The following is a 16344-nucleotide window of genomic DNA, read 5'->3' as shown; positions in this document are numbered from 1 at the left end:
ACCGGACGACCGTTTCGACAGCCCTCGCACGCACATGGCGCGCTCCCCGCCAGCGCGACGGCAAGCCGCAGCGCCCACGTGCGGTGAGTGCTTACGCCAAAATTACGTGGATGCCCCCACTTGCTGATACGCGAGACGCCAGTATGCCATCCCGTGTCCTGCTGCGCTTTGTTGGCGCTTGTCCTTGCTTCCGTTGTACTTGTTTGTGTGCTCATCGATGGCCATCCTGCCAGCCACGTTCGCCGTTTGTTTTGTAGCAACCTTACCGCAAGCCCAAGGCTTTGTCATCCCGGGTGCAACGTCGCTGCAACGCAACAACGTGATTTTCATGTCGGAAGGAAATTTTCACTTGTTCCGTTATCAACATGAAGGTGTGTAAAGGGTGCGCATGCATTTTCGTTTGCAATGCGATAATACTGCCCAGCCAGCAGTTTCATCTGCATCATCGTTTCACTGAATTTTCCTGACCGCGCCGGTTCTCCGTGCAGGGGTCGGGAGGTTTTACTTCAATCATCACGCAAAGGACCCATCCCTATGAAGACAAGAGCAGCGGTAGCATGGCAGGCAGGCAAGCCCTTGACCATCGAGGAAGTCGAACTCGGCGGCCCCAAGGCCGGCGAAGTCCTGGTCGAGATCAAGGCCACCGGCATCTGCCACACCGACTATTACACGCTCTCGGGCGCCGACCCGGAAGGCATCTTCCCGGCCATCCTCGGCCATGAAGGTGCGGGCGTGGTGGTCGACGTCGGCCCGGGCGTGAAGTCGCTCAAGAAGGATGACCACGTCATCCCCCTGTACACGCCGGAATGCCGCGAGTGCAAGTTCTGCCTTTCCCAGAAGACCAACCTGTGCCAGGCCATCCGCGCCACCCAGGGCCGCGGCCTGATGCCGGATGCCACCAGCCGCTTCTCGCTGGACGGCAAGCCGCTGTTCCACTACATGGGCACCTCGACCTTCTCCAACTACATCGTGGTTCCGGAGATTGCCCTGGCCAAGATCCGTTCGGATGCACCCTTCGACAAGGTCTGCTACATCGGCTGTGGCGTGACCACCGGCGTGGGCGCGGTGCTGTTTACCGCCAAGGTGGAAGCGGGCGCCAATGTGGTGGTGTTCGGGTTGGGCGGTATTGGCTTGAACGTCATCCAGGCAGCCAAGATGGTGGGCGCCAACAAGATCATCGGCGTGGACCTGAACCCGGCGCGTGAAGCCATGGCGCGCAAGTTCGGCATGACCGACTTCATCAATCCCAAGGACGTGCCCAACGTGGTCGATGCCATTATCGGCATGACCGATGGCGGCGCCGATTACAGTTTCGAGTGCATCGGCAATACCACCACCATGCGCCAGTCGCTGGAGTGCTGCCACAAGGGCTGGGGCCAGTCCATCATCATCGGCGTGGCCGCAGCCGGCCAGGAGATCTCGACGCGTCCGTTCCAGCTGGTGACCGGCCGCGTCTGGAAGGGCTCGGCCTTCGGTGGTGCGCGGGGCCGTACCGATGTGCCCAAGATCGTCGACTGGTACATGGAAGGCAAGCTCAACATTGATGACCTGATCACGCACAAGCTGCCGCTGGAGCGCATCAATGAGGGCTTCGACCTGATGAAGAGCGGGGAGTCGATCCGCTCCGTGGTCGAGTTCTGAGGAGGGCGCGATGCTGGAGACCCTCTCCGAGCACGGCTGTTTTGGCGGCGTGCAGGGCTTTTATCGCCATGCCTCGGCTGCCATCGGGCTGGACATGCGTTTGTCGGTGTTCGTCCCGCCGCAGGCCGGGCAGGGCGGCAGCAAGCTGCCCGTGCTGTTTTACCTGGCCGGGCTGACCTGCACCGAAGAAACCTTCATGATCAAGGCCGGCGCGCAACGGGTGGCGGCCGAACTGGGGCTGATCCTGGTCAGTTGCGACACCAGTCCGCGCGGCGCGGGCATCGCTGGTGAAAGCGACAGCTGGGACTTCGGCGTCGGCGCCGGCTTTTACCTGGATGCCACGCAGGCGCCCTGGAGCCGGCACTACCGGATGGAAAGCTACGTGGTGGAGGACCTGCGCCGCGCCGTGCTGGACCGTTTTCCGGCCGACCCGCAGCGCATGGGGATCTTCGGGCATTCGATGGGCGGACATGGGGCGTTGACGCTGGCCTTGCGCCATCGTGATCTCTACCGTTCGGTGTCGGCGTTCGCGCCCATTGCTGCGCCCGTGCATTGCCCGTGGGGCCAGAAGGCGTTCAGTCACTACCTGGGTGATGACCAGCAGAGCTGGCAGGCGCATGACGCCAGCGAGCTGATGGGCAAGCTCTATGCGCCGTTCCCGCAGGGCATCCTGATCGACCAGGGGCTGGCCGACAAATTCCTGACCGAGCAGCTGCAGCCGGAACGTTTCGAAGCGGCCTGCAAGGAAGCCTCACAGCCGCTGACCTTGCGCCGGCATGCGGGGTATGACCACGGGTATTACTTCATCGAGAGTTTTATGGAAGATCATTTGCGCTTCCATCATGCCAACCTGTCGGACTGAACTCCCGTTCTCCCGTTCTCCCGTTCTGAAAGACCACTACCTTGCAAGCCGTGCTTGCCCGGTAGTGGTCTTTTTTTATACAAAAGCGTCAGTGACCACATGCTCCCCCAGCATGAACGCATCGGCCACATGCCGCAGCGGCGCCACATCCACATCGGACGATCCACTGCGGACCAGTTTGCAGAAATGTGCATACAGCGAGGGATACTCGCCTTCCACCGGCAGCTCGCACGGCTTGTCGTTGATCCAAAGTTCATGTCCGCCCTTCTTCAGGTGGACCCGCGTGCTGTCGGTCTCGATGACGATATCCCAGGTCTGCTCGCCCGTCTGGCGCCAGTCGAAGTCGGCTTGCACATCCGTGCCCAGCGCATCGGTAAAGGCCAGGCGCGCGGCAATCGGGGTCTGGCGGTTGGACGGCACTTCCAGCGTGGCCTGCTTCAGGAACATCGCCTGCGGCAGGATCTCGGTGACGATCGACAAGGCATTGATGCCCGGATCGAACACGCCCAGGCCGCCCGGTTGCCAGATCCATTCCTGGTCCGGGTGCCAGTGGCGCACGTCTTCACGCCAGATCACCTTGACCTGGCGCGGCGCATGTTCCTGCAGATGGCGCTTGACCACCTGCACCGCCGGCGCATGGCGCGAGTGCCAGCTGGCGAACAGGGTCACGCCTTTTTTCGCCGCCAGCTGCTTCAGCGACTCGACTTCGGAAAGCGTGGCGCCAGGCGGTTTTTCCAGGAAGACGTGCTTGCCTGCCGCCAGCGCTTCACGTGCGGCTTCATAGCGGTACTGCGGCGGCATGCACAGGGAGATGGCCTCGATGGCCGTGCCAGAGCCCAGCATCTCGGTCATGCTCTTGTAGGCGGTCACGCCCTCGATGCGGTGGTTGCGGCTGGCGGTGGCGACCAGCTTGAAATCGGCATTGCCGGCAATGGCCGGGGCATGCTGGTCATAAACGATCTTGCCGACGCCGGCGATGGCGAGCTGGATGGGTGTCATGGTGTCCTTGCTTGTTATTGGTGACATGAAAGGGAGGGGCCACAGATTACCAGCGTTGATGCACGTACGGTGCAATGTCGTGCAGGTAGAGTTCGCGCAATGCCTGCATCACCTCATCCGTGATCGGCGGCAAGTCGCTGGCAGCACTGTTGGACTGCGCCTGCGCGACGTTGCGGGCCCCGGGGATGACGGTGCTGATGCCGCTTTCCATCAGGATCCAGCGCAGCGCGAATTGCGCCATGGGAACACCCGGCGGCAGCAACGCGCGGATCTTCTCCACGGCCGCCAGCGCGACCTCATACGGCACGCCCGAGAAGGTCTCGCCGACATCAAAGGCTTCGCCGTGACGGTTGAATTGCCGATGGTCGTCGGCAGCAAAGGTGGTCTGCGCATTCATCTTGCCGGTCAGCAGGCCCGAGGCCAGCGGCACCCGGGCGATCACGGCGATATCGCGGCGCTGCGCTTCCTGCAGGAACAGGCCGATAGGGCGCTGGCGGAAGATGTTGAAGATGATCTGCACCGATTTCACGTTCGGATATTCGATGGCCTTGAGGGCTTCTTCCACCTTCTCCACCGAGACGCCGTAATGGGCAATCTTGCCAGCCGCCACCAGCGCATCCATATGGGCGAACACTTCCTGCTGGTAATACACCTCGGTGGGCGGGCAGTGCAGTTGCACCAGATCCAGGCAATCCACCTCCAGGTTCTTGAGCGAACGGTCGACGAAGGCGGTGAGATTGTCCTTGTTGTTGTAGCCGCTGGCCACATGCGGCGAGAGGCGGCGGCCGGCCTTGGTGGCCACGAACGGACGTGCCCCGCCGCGTTCCTTGAGCACCTGCGCAATCAGCTGCTCGGAGCGCCCATCACCGTACACATCAGCCGTATCGATGAAGCTTACGCCTGCATCCAGGGCAGCGTGCAGGGCGGCCTTGGCATCCTGCGAAGAGACGTCACCCCACGAGCCGCCAATGGCCCAGGCGCCAAATCCGATTTCCGAGACTTCCACACCCGTGCGGCCAAAGCGTCTTGATTTCATGCAGAACTCCTTGTGAGCATTCCAAAAGCCGTAGTTATACCGCGCACCACGCGCGAGGATGTCTGGTTTAAGATGAACTGGATTCATTGCTGAAGTGATTTCAATTCATCCATGTCCCTCCTCGACCATATCGAATTTTCCGATCTGCGGATCTTCGTCACCATCCTGCGCACCGGCAGCTTCAAGGCCGCCGCGATCCAGCTCGGCCTGACGCCCTCGGCGACCAGCCATGCCATGAAGCGACTGGAAGAGCGGCTCTCGACCCAGTTGCTGTACCGCTCCAGCCGCGCCATCTCGCCCACGGCGGCGGGCAGTGAACTGGCGGCCAGGCTGGAGGAAGGATTCGAGCAGATCGCACAGGCGCTGGGCCAGCTGGAAAGCTCGGCCGAAGGCAGCCTGGGCGAATTGCGCATCAACGTCTTCGCCGATGCCGCCCATCTGCTGATCGAACCGGCCATCCCCGAATTCGTGCGCCTCTGCCCCAAGGTCAAGCTCACCATCGTGGTCGATGACAAGCCCATCGACATCGTCAGCGAAGGCTATGACGCCGGCATCCGTTACGGCCACTACGTGCCGGAGGGCATGGTGACCGCGCCGCTGACGCGCGCGCATCGCTGGGTGGCCGCGGCCTCGCCGGCGTACCTGGACCGGCACGGACGGCCGCTCACCCTGGAGGACCTGCAGCAGCACACCTGTCTGCAATTGCTCTTGGGTGACAACTCCAGCTATCAGTGGGAATTCGGCCGTGGCAAGCACCGCCAGCGCATCCGCGTGCCGGGCCTGGTGACGATCAACAATACCGCCGCCACCATCGCGGCGGCCAAGGCCGGGGTCGGTATCGCCTATCTGTTGGAGGGAAGGATCAGCAAGGAGATCGAGGAAGGCTCGCTGGAAGCCATCCTGGAAGAATGGGCGGCCCCCAGCGAGCCTTTCCACATGTACTACAGCAGCCGGCGCCACGCGCATCCGGCCTTGCGCAAGCTCATCGACATCATCCGCCTGCAGCACGGCCTGTCGCGGCTGCGATAGCCGCGACAACTGGCTGGTCAGTGTGCCGCCGAGGCTTCGGCCGCGCCCGCGCCACCCTTGGAGGGCTTGATGATCCAGATCAGCGGGATGATGACGATGAAGATCACCGCCGAGACATAGAAGATGTCATTGATGCCCAGCATCGCCGCCTGGAAGGTGATGGTCCGTTCCAGCATGCCTGCCGTCTGCTCGGCGTTCAGGCCGAGGGTGCTGCTGAGGTTGTTGACGGTCTCCTGCAGCCACGGGCTGTAGGGCGTGGCGTGTTCGGTCAGCTGGGCGTGGTGCATGATGCTGCGGTTGTTCCAGGCCGTGGTCGAAATGGAAGTGCCGACCGCACCGCAGAACACGCGCACGAAGGACGACAGGCCGGCCGCCGCCGGGATGCGTTCCGGTGGCAGGCCCGAGAGCAGCAGCACCGTCAGCGGCACGAAGAACATGGCCGTGGGAATGCCCTGCAGCAGCGTGGGCAGGATCACCGTCATCTGGTCCACCTGCAGGTTGTAGCGCGAACGCAGCCAGAACACGATGGCAAAGCCGATGAAGGAGGCCGTGGCCACCTTGCGTGCATCCACCAGTGGCAGGAAGCGGCCGATGAGCGGCATCAGGATCACCGCGAAGATGCCGATGGGCGCCGTGGACAGGCCCGAGTCGATCGACCGGTAGCCCAGGTATTGCTGCAGCCATTGCGGCAGGATCACCAGGTTGCCGAAGAACACCCCGTAGCCGATGGAAATGGCGATGGTGCCACCGGCGAAGTTGCGCCGGCCGAACAGGCGCAGGTCCACCACCGGATGGTCATTGTTCAACTCCCACACCACGAAGTAGGCGAAGGCGATCAACGCGATGATGCCCAGCGTGACGATGGTGGGCGAGGAGAACCAGTCCAGGTCCTTGCCCTTGTCGAGCATGATCTGGAAGGCCGCTACCCAGGTCACCAGCAGCGCCAGGCCGATCTTGTCGATGGGCAGCTTGTGGGTGGGCGTCTCGCGCGAGCGGTAGATGGCCAGGGTGATCCCGGCCGCAATCAGGCCCACGGGGATGTTGATGTAGAAGATCCAGGGCCAGGTATAGCTGTCGGTGATCCACCCGCCCAGCGCGGGGCCGGCCACGGGGGCCACCACCGCCGTCATGCCCCATAGCGCCAGGGCGAAGGAGGATTTCGATTTGGGGTAGGCCCCCAGCAGCAGTGATTGCGACAGCGGCACCATGGGGCCGGCCACCAGGCCTTGCAGCACGCGCGCGGCCAGCAGGATGGGCAGCGTGGGCGCCAGGCCGCACAGCCAGGAGGCCAGCACGAACAGCAGCACCGAGGTCACGAACAGGCGCACCGCGCCCAGGCGCTGCGTCAGCCATCCCGTCAGCGGGATCGAGATGGCGTTGGCAGCAGCAAAGGAGGTGATGACCCAGGTGCCTTCATCGACCGACACACCGAGGTTGCCCGAGATGGTCGGAATGGCGACGTTGGCGATGGACGAATCCAGCACGTTCATGAACACCGCCAGCGACACCGACAAGGTGCCCAGCACCAGGTTGGCACCCGTCAGCGGCGGTGGCGGCGTGTAGGGTTTGGGGGGAGTAGTGGCCATAAGGCTTGATCAAAGTCCATTCAATGTCGGGTAAGGACAGCCGCACTCCATCAGGTGTGCGGCACCGCCACCGGTGCGGCGGCCGCCTTGCTCTTGCGCGCTTGCGGCAGGCCGCTGGCGTTGTCGCTGATGATGCGCTCGACGATGGCATCGGCCTGCTTGCCGAGGTCGTCATAGACATTGGTCTGGTAATTGGTCGGCACTGCTTCCAGCGCACGGCCATCGCCATGGATGTCCACGGTGGCGGTGGTGGACAGGCCGATGCGCAGCGGATGCGCGCGCACCTGTTCCGGATCGAGCGCGATGCGCACCGGTACGCGCTGCACCACCTTGATCCAGTTGCCGGTGGCGTTCTGCGCCGGCAGCAGCGAGAAGGCACCACCGGTCCCGGCCGAGAAGCCGATCACGGTGCCCTTGTACTTCACGCTGGAACCATAGACGTCAGCGATCACTTCCACCGGCTGGCCGAGACGGATGTGCTGCAACTGGCTTTCCTTGAAGTTGGCGTCGATCCAGATCTGCTCCAGCGGTACGATGGCCATGAGCGGACTGCCGGCGGCGATGCGCTGGCCGACCTGCACCGAACGCTTGGAGACGAAACCTGCGACCGGTGCCACGATGTTCACGCGAGCGTAGTTCAGGTAGGCGTTGCGCACGGCGGTGGCCGCCTGCAGCACGTTGGGGTGCTCGGTCACGCTGGTGTGGTCGGTCAGGGCGCGGTTGGCAGCAGCAGCGGCGCGGGCCTGGTCGAGAGCAGCGACAGCACTCTTGACCGCATCACGTGCGTGCGAGACATCTTCCTGCGAGACCGCACCGGAAGACAGGCCGGCCTGGCGGCGCTGCAGGTCTTCCCTGGCACGGGCCAGGTTGCTGTCGGCGGCGGCCACATTGGCGGCCAGCGTGTCGTTGTTGAGGAACAGCTGGCGCGTCTGGCGCACCGCCTGGGCCAGGGCGGCCTGGGCCTGCTCCAGCGCCAGCTTGGTGTCGGCCGCATCCAGGGCCACCAGGGGCTGGCCGGCCTTGACCACTTGCGTGTCGTCGGCCTTGACGGCCACGACCGTGCCGCCGACCTGGGCGGAGATCTGGACCACGTTGCCGCCGACGTAGGCGTCATCGGTTTCTTCAAAGAAGCGGGCGTGCAGGAACCAGTACAGGAAACAGGCGATGCCGATCACCAGCAGGACCAGCGTGAGCAGGATCAGCTGGCGCTTGCGCTTGCCGTTGCCATTTCCGTTTCCGTTTCCGTTTCCGTTTCCGTTTCCGTTGCTGTTGGCTGGCGGGTTTTGTGGGGTGGTGCTGTCACTCATGGAGGACTCCGTTCTATCTTTTTGTAGTCGGTCGATCAGCCCTGCCGCGAAGGCAGGGCCGTCCCGCTCACCGGCGCAGGGTGGAGAAGCCGGTGGCGGGCGGGTTCAATTCAAATGTTCATGCCGTCTTCAGGCAGGCGCTTCAATGCGACGGCGCCGGGGCCTGCGCCAGGCCTGCCTGCTGGGCGTCGAAACCGCCGCCCAGGGCCTTGTAGAGCGCGACCTGCTGGTCACGGCGCTGGGCTTGCAGCGCCACCAGCGACTGGCGCTGTGCCAGTACGGCGGTCTCCGACGAGAGCAGCGTCAGTTGCGACACCAGGCCCAGGCGATAGCGCTCGCGCGCCAGGTCGTAGGCACGCTCGGCCGCTTGCAGGGCTTCACGGCGGATCGGCAACTGGCGCTCGATGGAGTGGATCGCCGCGATCTGGCGCGCCACGTCGGCGTAGGCATCGTTCAAGGTCTTGTTGTAGGTGGCCACGGCCAGCTCGTAGTTGGCCACTTCGCCCTTGAGCCCGGCCCGCAGGGCGCCGCCTTCGAAGATCGGCAGCGTGATCGCCGGACCGAAGGCGATGCTCTTGCTGGCGGCCGTGAAGGGGTTGGCATCGACCAGGCTGTCGAAGCCGATCATGGCGCTCAGGTTGATGTCCGGATAGAAACGCGCCTTGGCCACGTCGATGCCACGGCTGGCGGCTTCCACCTGCCAGCGCGCGGCCACGATGTCAGGTCGACGGCCCAGCAGGTTCAGCGGCAGGTCCGCTGGCAAGCCCGGCGTGGCCAGGTTCTGCATGGAAGGCGGGGCCAGCTGCAGGCCGCGGTCCGGGCCCTTGCCGGTCAAGGCACCGAGCTGCTGGCGCAGCAGCACGATCTGGCCGGCGCTCTGTTCCAGCTGGGCGCGGGCGTCGGCACTGCTGGTGCGCGACTGGTTGCGTTCGATCTGGCTGTCCAGGCCGGTCCTGACACGGTCGGCGGTGATGGTTTCCAGGCTGCTGCGCTGTTGAACGGTGCGCTGCAGGATGTCCTGCACCGCATATTGCGCGGCCAGCTGGCTGTAGACCGAGACGATGGAAGCCGTCAGCGCCAGGCGCGCTTCCTGTTCGCTGGCCTGGGCGGCTTTCTGGCTGGAGATGGCTTGCTCCAGGGCGGCCTGGTTCTTGTTCCAGAGGTCGAGCTCGTAACCGACGTTCAGGCCGGCTTTCTTCTCGTTGTACCAGTTGCCCCCGTAAGGCGGCGGGTAGATCGAGGTACTGGAAAACTGGTTGCGGATCACCGAGGCTTCCGCATTCACGGTCGGCAGCAGCGGGGCGCCACGCGACTCGGCCAGTGCGGCGGCCGCACCGATGCGGGCGCGCGCCTGTTGCAAGCTCGGGTTGGCGGCCAGGGCCTCCTCGATCAGGGCCGTCAGCTGGGCGTCACCAAACTGGCGTACCCAGTCACTGCCCGGCCATTGCCCGTTGGGGGCACCCGGATTGGGGTCCGACAGGCTGCGCGCGGTGGTGAAGTCGCCTGCCTGGGCTGGTTGCTTGTCGGTGCCGATGCCCTCGAAGCTGGCACAGCCGGCCAGGCCGATGGCCGCGATCAGCGCCGCCAGCACGGCGTTGGCCGCCTTCGCCCGCGGCCGGGCGGCGGGCGAGTTGATGCATTTCATAGAATTCTCCACGAAGAGGTTTTTGGCGATACGAGTTCTTTTTCGAGTTTTGCGATGTGCGCCGGACCGATGTTCCAGCCTTGAGCCGCGAACACTCGCGGGACCGGCCGGAGGGGGTGGCAAGCACTTGTCTTGATTTACGAGTACCATCCGGAGGTCGGGCGAGTAAAAACTCATTTTTCGTATTATACTTCGATATACGAATAATCACTCACGTTGTGAATTCGCGTCGGGGGCGGGCGAATTCCTCACCAAAGCTGCCAATGAAACTGCAACCCAGAAAAGAACCTCGCCAAGCGCGTTCGCGGGCGATGGTCGATACCATCCTTGATGCCATGTCGCGCGTGCTGGTCGAGCGTGGCTATGCCAAGACCAATACCAATCTGGTGGCCGAGTCGGCCGGCATCAGCGTCGGTTCGCTGTACCAGTATTTCCCCAACAAGGATGCCCTGATCTTTGCGCTGCGCGAGCGCCACAGCACGCGCATGCTCACGCTTTTCGAAGACGTGGTGGCGCATATCGATGCCTCCGGCACCCTGGCTGGCGACTTCGAGAAACTCATCAACGCGCTGGTGGCGGCGCACCTGCTGGAACCGGAACTGAACCGCATCCTGGAAGAGGAATTCCCCGCCTACAACCTGCCGATCTCCCAGGAGATCCGCCAGGGCTTCTTCGATTCCATCCGCCGCGTGCTGGAAAAGCACCGCGCCAGCATCACGCCGCCTGACCTGGATGTCGCCACCTTCGTGGTGCAGCGCATGATGAAGGCACTCATCAAGGCCGTCGTGCTGACCGGTTATGGCGGCGTATCGCCGGCCAGTGTACGCACCGAGATCCTGCCGGCCGTGGTCGGCTACCTCACCGCAGAGCGCGGAGAAGAAGAGCAGGCAAGGCCCGTCTGATGAGATGGGCGGCGGGGGGGCATCCACCGTTCGAATTCACGGGCATAATTGCCAAACTGAAGTTTCTGGCGGCTGCCGCGACGGGTGATCGCGGAAGGGACCGCTGCCGGACTCGGGTATGTTGCCTTTCGGCAAATCAGAAACTCCCCGATAGGCAGGGCGCCAGGCTTGCGTATAGTGCGGGGTAAAGGGATGCGGCTGCGTGCGCGGTCGCCACGGCCGCCGCCGTTGCTCTCCCTTCCCTTATTTTTCAGTGACAGCGATATGCAGAAAAAGAATATTCGCCATGCCCCCCTCTGGCTGCTCTTCCTGTTGTGGGCAGGGAGTTGGGCCTGGACTGCCCAGGCCGCCGTGTCGGTGCAGGTGCTCGACAGCGCCGGCCAGCCCGTACCCAATGCCGTGGTGTATGCCGAACCGGCGGGCGGCGGATCGGCCGCCAAGGCAGCCAAGCAGGTCGAGATCGAGCAGAAGAACAAGACCTTCATCCCCTTGGTCACCGTGGTCCAGACCGGGACGCCGATCATCTTCCCCAATCACGACAATGTGCGGCATCACGTCTATTCGTTTTCGCCGGCCAAGACTTTTGAGCTGAAGCTTTATTCAGGCGTACCGGGTAGCCCGGTACTCTTCGACAAGGCCGGCACCGTGGTGCTGGGCTGTAATATTCATGACGAGATGGTGGCGTATGTACAAGTGGTCAATACGCCCCATTTCGGCGTGAGCGACGCCCGCGGGGTGGTGCGGCTGGAGGGCATCGCCAACGGCCGCTACGCGCTCAAGGCCTGGTATTTCACCATGGGGCCGAACCAGGCCGCCGTGGAGCAGCCGCTGGAAGTGCAGGGCGAGGGCCGGGCCAGCATCAAGCTCAATGTCAAGGCCGTGCCGCTGTAGGGCGCCGTGAGCGCAACATACCGATAACATCACTAGAGAAAACGGGGCAGGGGTGCGTCTTTACCGTCTGGAAAGCAAGATCGTCGCGCTGTTCATCACCCTCATCGTGGTGGTGCAACTGGCCGGTTTCGTGGCGATCCGAACCGCCATCGATCGCAATGCCCGCAGCGCCATCAGCGAGGAGCTGGTCATTGGCGAGCGCGTCTTCACGCGCCTGTTGGACCAGAACGCCCAGAAGCTGACGCAGGGTGCACGCCTGCTGGCGTCGGACTTCGGCTTCCGCCAGGCCATCGGCACCGATGACCGCGACACCATCGCCTCGGTGCTGGCCAACCACGGGGCCCGTATCGGCGCTTCGATGGGCATGCTGGTCGGGACCGATGGCAACATCCATGCCTCCACACTGGAATATCCCGATACCGACCTGCAGCGCAGCAGCCTGGAACTGGTGCGCCGCGCCGGCAATGGCAATGGTGCCGCCGAGAGCGCCGTGGTCGGCGACAACCTGTTCCAGATCGTGGCCGTGCCGATCAAGGCGCCGGTGACCATCGCCTGGGTGGTCATGGGCTTCCCGGTGGACCGCGAACTGGTCAACGACATGCGGGCCCTGTCGCAACTGCAGGTTTCCATCCTGGTGCGCCAGCGCGGCAGTTCGGCCTGGTCGGCCGATGTATCGACCCTGCCCAAGCCGCAAGCGCAGATGATGGCCAAGGAGGCCAGCAGTCCGCAGATGGGCCAGGCCGGTGCCACCGACCTGCAGATTGACGGCAACCAGTACCGTGCCCGCGTGCTGCCCCTGGCGCGCGCCAGCAATGGCCAGGAAGCGGTGGCCGTGTTGCAGCGTTCGGTCAGCGAGGCGGTGGCGCCTTACCAACGGCTGCAATTGATCCTGCTCAGCATCACGGTGCTGGGCGTGCTGGGTGCGGCCGTGGCCAGCGCCGTCATGGCGCGCCGCATCACCAGTCCCTTGCGCGACCTGGCCACGGTCGCCAAGCGCTTGGGGGAGGGCGATTACAGCGAAGGCCTCTACATCCGCCGCCAGGATGAAATCGGGCACCTCGGTGCCGCCTTTGAGACCATGCGCTCCGAAATCGCCAGCCGCGAACTCAAGATCAGCCGCCTGGCTTATCAGGACCAGTTGACCGGGCTGCCCAACCGGGTGCAGTTCACCGACCTGCTGCGCGACGCGATCGGCCAGGCCCAGGCCCAGCCCGGGAGCAGCTGTCACATCCTCATGATGGACCTGGACCGCTTCCAGCAAGTCAATGACGTGCTCGGCCACAGCTTCGGCGACGACCTGCTGCGCCAGGTGGCGGTGCGCCTGGCGGGGCAGCTGCTGTATCCGGGCGCCAAGGTGGCGCGCCTGGGCGGCGACGAATTTGCCATCCTGCTGCCGGGTGTCGGTCTCGACGGCGCGCTGGACCAGGCGGCGCACATCCTGCGTTCGCTGGAGCAGCCGCTGTCGCTGCAGGAGCAGACCGTGGACCTGGGTGCCGGCATCGGCGTGGCCGGCTATCCGGCCCATGGCGAGAGCAGCGAGGTGCTGCTCAGCCATGTCGAGGTGGCCATGTATACCGCCAAGCGCAAGGGCAGCGGCGTGGTGATCTATGACCCGGCCATCGACCAGAGCAGCCAGGAAAGCCTGTCGCTGCTGTCCGAACTGCGCCGCGCGCTGGAGCGCGACGAATTCATGCTCTACCTGCAACCCAAGCTGGACCTCGCCACCGGCGCAGTGGTCGGCGGCGAGGCGCTGGTGCGCTGGGTACATCCGGAGAAGGGCTTCATCGGGCCGGACAATTTCATTCCCTTTGCCGAGACCACCGGTTTCATCCGCATGCTGACCACCTGGATGATGGAAAAGGTGGCACGCCTCTCGGCCCAGTTGCAGGCGCAGGGGCTGCAGCTGAAGTTTTCCGTCAATCTCTCCACCCGCGACCTGCTGGACCAGGAGTTGCCGGCCGCCTTTGGCGCCATCCTGGAGCGCCATCGCCTGACCCCGGCGGCGCTTTGCCTGGAGATCACCGAGAGCGCCATCATGGACGACCCGGCACGCGCCCAGGCTACCCTGGACCGGCTGGCCGCCATGGGCTTTGCCCTGAGCATCGATGATTTCGGGACCGGCTACTCGTCGCTGGCCTACCTGAAGCGGCTGCCGGTGGATGAACTGAAGATCGACAAATCCTTCGTCATGAAGATGGCGCAGGACCAGGATGATGCCAAGATCGTGCGCTCCACCGTGGACCTGGGCCACAACCTGGGCCTGCGGGTGGTCGCCGAAGGCGTGGAAAGCGAGGAAGTCTGGTTCCTGTTGCGGCAGATGGGCTGTGACCAGGGGCAGGGCTATTTCATGGGCAAGCCGATGCCGGTGGAGCGCTTCCTGGAATGGCTGCAGCAGTGGCGGGCACCGGAGATGCTGGATCAGTCGGAAAACATGGCGATATGAACATCGGCGCGGGAGGCCGCGCCGGCAGGGAACCAACAAGAAGGGGCAGGGGGACTGCATGAAGAATTTGACCAGAAGCAGCGCGCTGGCGCTGCTGGCCACGCTGGCCGCGCCGGCCATGGCGCAGACCAGCGAGGCCGGGCAGGAGGCCTGGATACAAGCCCAGCAACGCAAGGCTGCCCAGGCCATGCGCGCTTCTGCGGGGAGCGCCGCAGTGACGCCGGCGCCTGCCATCGAGCAGGACAAGTCAGCCTGGATGCCCGACCTGGGCAAGCTCACCGCCACCGGCGGCGTGATCCAGGTCGAGGGCGCCGGCGGCGGCGGCCTCACCCCCTGGGCCCTCATCACCGGCTACGGCACCCGCGACAGCTATGGCGCCAACGCCCATTACACCTATCTGTCCACGCAGGATTACACGCTCAAGTCCTATGGCGTGGCCGTGGGCCTGATGGACCGCGTGGAGCTGTCGCTGGCCAAGCAGGAGTTCTATGGCAGCCTGGCTCCGCTGGCCGATCTCAAGATCACCCAGGACATCGTCGGCATCAAGGTCAAGCTGGCGGGTGATGCCGTCTACGACCAGGATCGCTGGCTGCCGCAGCTTGCCGTGGGCGCCATGTTCAAGCACAACAACGGCATCGGCGGACTGGGCAGGGTGACCAGCGTCAAACAGCTCGGGGCGGCCAGCAATGCCGGCATCGACTATTACCTGTCGGCCACCAAGCTGCTGCTGGCGCAGAGCCTGCTGCTCAACAGCACGCTGCGGCTGACCAAGGCCAACCAGATGGGGCTGCTCGGTTTCGGTGGCGACCTCAACGACCGCTACCAGGCCATGGGCGAGTTCTCCGCGGCCTACATGATCAACCGCAAGCTGGCGCTGGGCGTTGAATACCGCATGAAGCCGCGCAACCTGGCCGCCGACCACGAGAAGGATTATTACGATGCTTTCTTGGCGTGGTTCCCCAGCAAGAACCTGTCCATGACCCTGGCCTACGTGGCGCTGGGCGACATCACCGTCTACAACCCCAAGCGGCAGCGCGGCGTCTACCTGTCGCTGCAGGCTGGTTTCTGAGCGAGCAGGAGCACCGATGATCAACTTCAGGATGAAACAAGCCGCCACCGCCCTGGCCCTGGCCTGTGTGCTCGGTGCGGCCCATGCGCAGTCGCCTGCGGCACCCGACGGGAGCCTGTTTCGCGACTTGGGCGGCCTGCCCGTGATCCAGCAGGTCGTCGACGATTTCATGCGCAACATGCTGGACGATACGCGCATCCGCCACACCTTCAAGGATTCCAACATCAAGCGCGTCAAGGACAAGCTGGTGGAGCAGTTCTGCCAGTTGAGCGGTGGCGGCTGTGTCTACACGGGCGATCCCATGCGCGAAGTGCACCAGGGCCTCAAGCTGAGCAATGCCGACTTCAATGCCCTGGTCGAGGACCTGCAGCTGGCCATGGACAAGAACGGCATCCCCTCGCGGACGCAGAACCGTCTGCTGGCCTTGCTGGCCCCGATGCAGCGCGAGACGGTGAGCCGCTAGCAAAAATATTTTCCGGAGGCGGGAATAAAGCAGGGCCGCTTTCCGTATACGTCGGCATGGGTTGGCATCCCGCCTGACCCGACCACGAAAGGAAATACCATGAGACTGCTCGCAACTTCCCTGCTGGCGCTGGCCTGCGCCTCGGTTTCTTTCACCGCCTCGGCCCAGAGCGCCGGCGTCAAGACCATGGATGGCATCCTGGTCGACGCCAATGGCATGACCGTCTATACCTTCGACAAGGACACCGCCAACAGCGGCAAGAGCGTCTGCAACGGCCCCTGTGCCAAGCTGTGGCCGCCGGTCGCCCCGATGGGCATGCCGGCTGCACCCTATTCCACCGTGACCCGCGACGACGGCAGCGCGCAGCTGGCCTACCAGGGCAAGCCCTTGTACCTGTACGAAGCCGACAAGAAGGCCGGCGACCGTACCGGCGACAACTTCAAGGACGTCTGGCACGTCGTCAAGCCCTGA

14 protein-coding genes are annotated in these 16344 nt (G+C 64.1%); 9 read left to right on the top strand and 5 right to left on the bottom strand.

Annotated elements, in window-relative coordinates:
• The first annotated feature begins 534 nt into the window (after positions 1 to 534).
• The gene (locus FYB76_RS22760) at positions 535 to 1641 is read left to right on the top strand and encodes an S-(hydroxymethyl)glutathione dehydrogenase/class III alcohol dehydrogenase (protein WP_013234687.1); all 1107 of its coding nucleotides are present in this window, start codon (positions 535 to 537) and stop codon (positions 1639 to 1641) included.
• A gap of 10 nt (positions 1642 to 1651) precedes the next feature.
• Complete coding sequence (gene fghA, locus FYB76_RS22755; protein WP_154135154.1) at positions 1652 to 2503, top strand: S-formylglutathione hydrolase; 852 nt, start codon at positions 1652 to 1654, stop codon at positions 2501 to 2503.
• Positions 2504 to 2578: 75 nt separating this feature from the next.
• Here fghA and FYB76_RS22750 read toward each other — a convergent pair whose 3' ends face one another.
• Together FYB76_RS22750 and FYB76_RS22745 are read right to left on the bottom strand one after the other, a co-directional pair.
• Positions 2579 to 3502: a Gfo/Idh/MocA family protein gene (locus FYB76_RS22750; protein ID WP_154135153.1), complete on the bottom strand. Its 924-nt coding sequence runs from the start codon at positions 3500 to 3502 to the stop codon at positions 2579 to 2581.
• Between the two features lie 46 nt (positions 3503 to 3548).
• Positions 3549 to 4538 (bottom strand): aldo/keto reductase, encoded by a 990-nt coding sequence (locus FYB76_RS22745; protein WP_154135152.1) that lies wholly within the window; start codon positions 4536 to 4538, stop codon positions 3549 to 3551.
• 111 nt (positions 4539 to 4649) lie between these two features.
• Here FYB76_RS22745 and FYB76_RS22740 point away from each other — a divergent pair, with 111 nt between their 5' ends.
• On the top strand, positions 4650 to 5567 hold the full coding sequence (locus FYB76_RS22740; RefSeq protein WP_154135151.1) for a LysR family transcriptional regulator: 918 nt from the start codon (positions 4650 to 4652) through the stop codon (positions 5565 to 5567).
• Positions 5568 to 5584: 17 nt separating this feature from the next.
• On the opposite strand, the gene FYB76_RS22735 is transcribed toward FYB76_RS22740, so the two are convergent.
• The 3 genes from FYB76_RS22735 to FYB76_RS22725 form a co-directional block, all read right to left on the bottom strand.
• Entirely contained in the window at positions 5585 to 7153 is a 1569-nt protein-coding gene (locus FYB76_RS22735; protein ID WP_088753514.1) for a DHA2 family efflux MFS transporter permease subunit, read from the bottom strand.
• A 50-nt stretch (positions 7154 to 7203) separates the two neighbouring features.
• A complete protein-coding gene (locus tag FYB76_RS22730; RefSeq protein ID WP_154135150.1) occupies positions 7204 to 8460 on the bottom strand; it encodes an HlyD family efflux transporter periplasmic adaptor subunit in 1257 nt (418 codons plus the stop codon).
• Positions 8461 to 8602: 142 nt separating this feature from the next.
• Positions 8603 to 10105, bottom strand: coding sequence for an efflux transporter outer membrane subunit (locus FYB76_RS22725; protein WP_154135149.1), 1503 nt, complete (start codon positions 10103 to 10105; stop codon positions 8603 to 8605).
• Between the two features lie 263 nt (positions 10106 to 10368).
• Here FYB76_RS22725 and FYB76_RS22720 point away from each other — a divergent pair, with 263 nt between their 5' ends.
• From FYB76_RS22720 to FYB76_RS22695, 6 genes are all read left to right on the top strand, one after another.
• On the top strand, positions 10369 to 11007 hold the full coding sequence (locus FYB76_RS22720; RefSeq protein WP_088753517.1) for a TetR/AcrR family transcriptional regulator: 639 nt from the start codon (positions 10369 to 10371) through the stop codon (positions 11005 to 11007).
• Positions 11008 to 11271: 264 nt separating this feature from the next.
• Positions 11272 to 11898, top strand: a complete 627-nt coding sequence (locus tag FYB76_RS22715; RefSeq protein WP_154135148.1) for a methylamine utilization protein — start codon at positions 11272 to 11274, stop codon at positions 11896 to 11898.
• A gap of 52 nt (positions 11899 to 11950) precedes the next feature.
• Entirely contained in the window at positions 11951 to 14341 is a 2391-nt protein-coding gene (locus FYB76_RS22710) for a putative bifunctional diguanylate cyclase/phosphodiesterase (protein ID WP_370516398.1), read from the top strand.
• A gap of 58 nt (positions 14342 to 14399) precedes the next feature.
• Positions 14400 to 15410, top strand: a complete 1011-nt coding sequence (locus tag FYB76_RS22705) for a DUF3034 family protein (protein WP_154135147.1) — start codon at positions 14400 to 14402, stop codon at positions 15408 to 15410.
• A 16-nt stretch (positions 15411 to 15426) separates the two neighbouring features.
• Positions 15427 to 15873, top strand: a complete 447-nt coding sequence (locus tag FYB76_RS22700; protein WP_088753521.1) for a group 1 truncated hemoglobin — start codon at positions 15427 to 15429, stop codon at positions 15871 to 15873.
• A gap of 99 nt (positions 15874 to 15972) precedes the next feature.
• On the top strand, positions 15973 to 16344 hold the full coding sequence (locus tag FYB76_RS22695; protein WP_088753522.1) for a hypothetical protein: 372 nt from the start codon (positions 15973 to 15975) through the stop codon (positions 16342 to 16344).

This window comes from Herbaspirillum sp. CAH-3 (genome assembly GCF_009668275.1).
In the GTDB taxonomy this organism is placed as follows: domain Bacteria; phylum Pseudomonadota; class Gammaproteobacteria; order Burkholderiales; family Burkholderiaceae_D; genus Herbaspirillum; species Herbaspirillum aquaticum.
Note: the sequence above shows the minus strand (reverse complement) of the source record. Positions and strands in the feature narration are given on the sequence as shown.

Coding starts and splice junctions, on each gene's coding strand:
- FYB76_RS22730 (WP_154135150.1), bottom strand. CDS start 8,460: ATGAGTGACAGCACCACCCCACAAAACCCGCCAGCCAACAGCAACGGA.
- FYB76_RS22720 (WP_088753517.1), top strand. CDS start 10,369: ATGAAACTGCAACCCAGAAAAGAACCTCGCCAAGCGCGTTCGCGGGCG.
- FYB76_RS22715 (WP_154135148.1), top strand. CDS start 11,272: ATGCAGAAAAAGAATATTCGCCATGCCCCCCTCTGGCTGCTCTTCCTG.
- FYB76_RS22705 (WP_154135147.1), top strand. CDS start 14,400: ATGAAGAATTTGACCAGAAGCAGCGCGCTGGCGCTGCTGGCCACGCTG.
- FYB76_RS22735 (WP_088753514.1), bottom strand. CDS start 7,153: ATGGCCACTACTCCCCCCAAACCCTACACGCCGCCACCGCCGCTGACG.
- FYB76_RS22760 (WP_013234687.1), top strand. CDS start 535: ATGAAGACAAGAGCAGCGGTAGCATGGCAGGCAGGCAAGCCCTTGACC.
- fghA (WP_154135154.1), top strand. CDS start 1,652: ATGCTGGAGACCCTCTCCGAGCACGGCTGTTTTGGCGGCGTGCAGGGC.
- FYB76_RS22725 (WP_154135149.1), bottom strand. CDS start 10,105: ATGAAATGCATCAACTCGCCCGCCGCCCGGCCGCGGGCGAAGGCGGCC.
- FYB76_RS22750 (WP_154135153.1), bottom strand. CDS start 3,502: ATGACACCCATCCAGCTCGCCATCGCCGGCGTCGGCAAGATCGTTTAT.
- FYB76_RS22700 (WP_088753521.1), top strand. CDS start 15,427: ATGATCAACTTCAGGATGAAACAAGCCGCCACCGCCCTGGCCCTGGCC.
- FYB76_RS22740 (WP_154135151.1), top strand. CDS start 4,650: ATGTCCCTCCTCGACCATATCGAATTTTCCGATCTGCGGATCTTCGTC.
- FYB76_RS22695 (WP_088753522.1), top strand. CDS start 15,973: ATGAGACTGCTCGCAACTTCCCTGCTGGCGCTGGCCTGCGCCTCGGTT.
- FYB76_RS22745 (WP_154135152.1), bottom strand. CDS start 4,538: ATGAAATCAAGACGCTTTGGCCGCACGGGTGTGGAAGTCTCGGAAATC.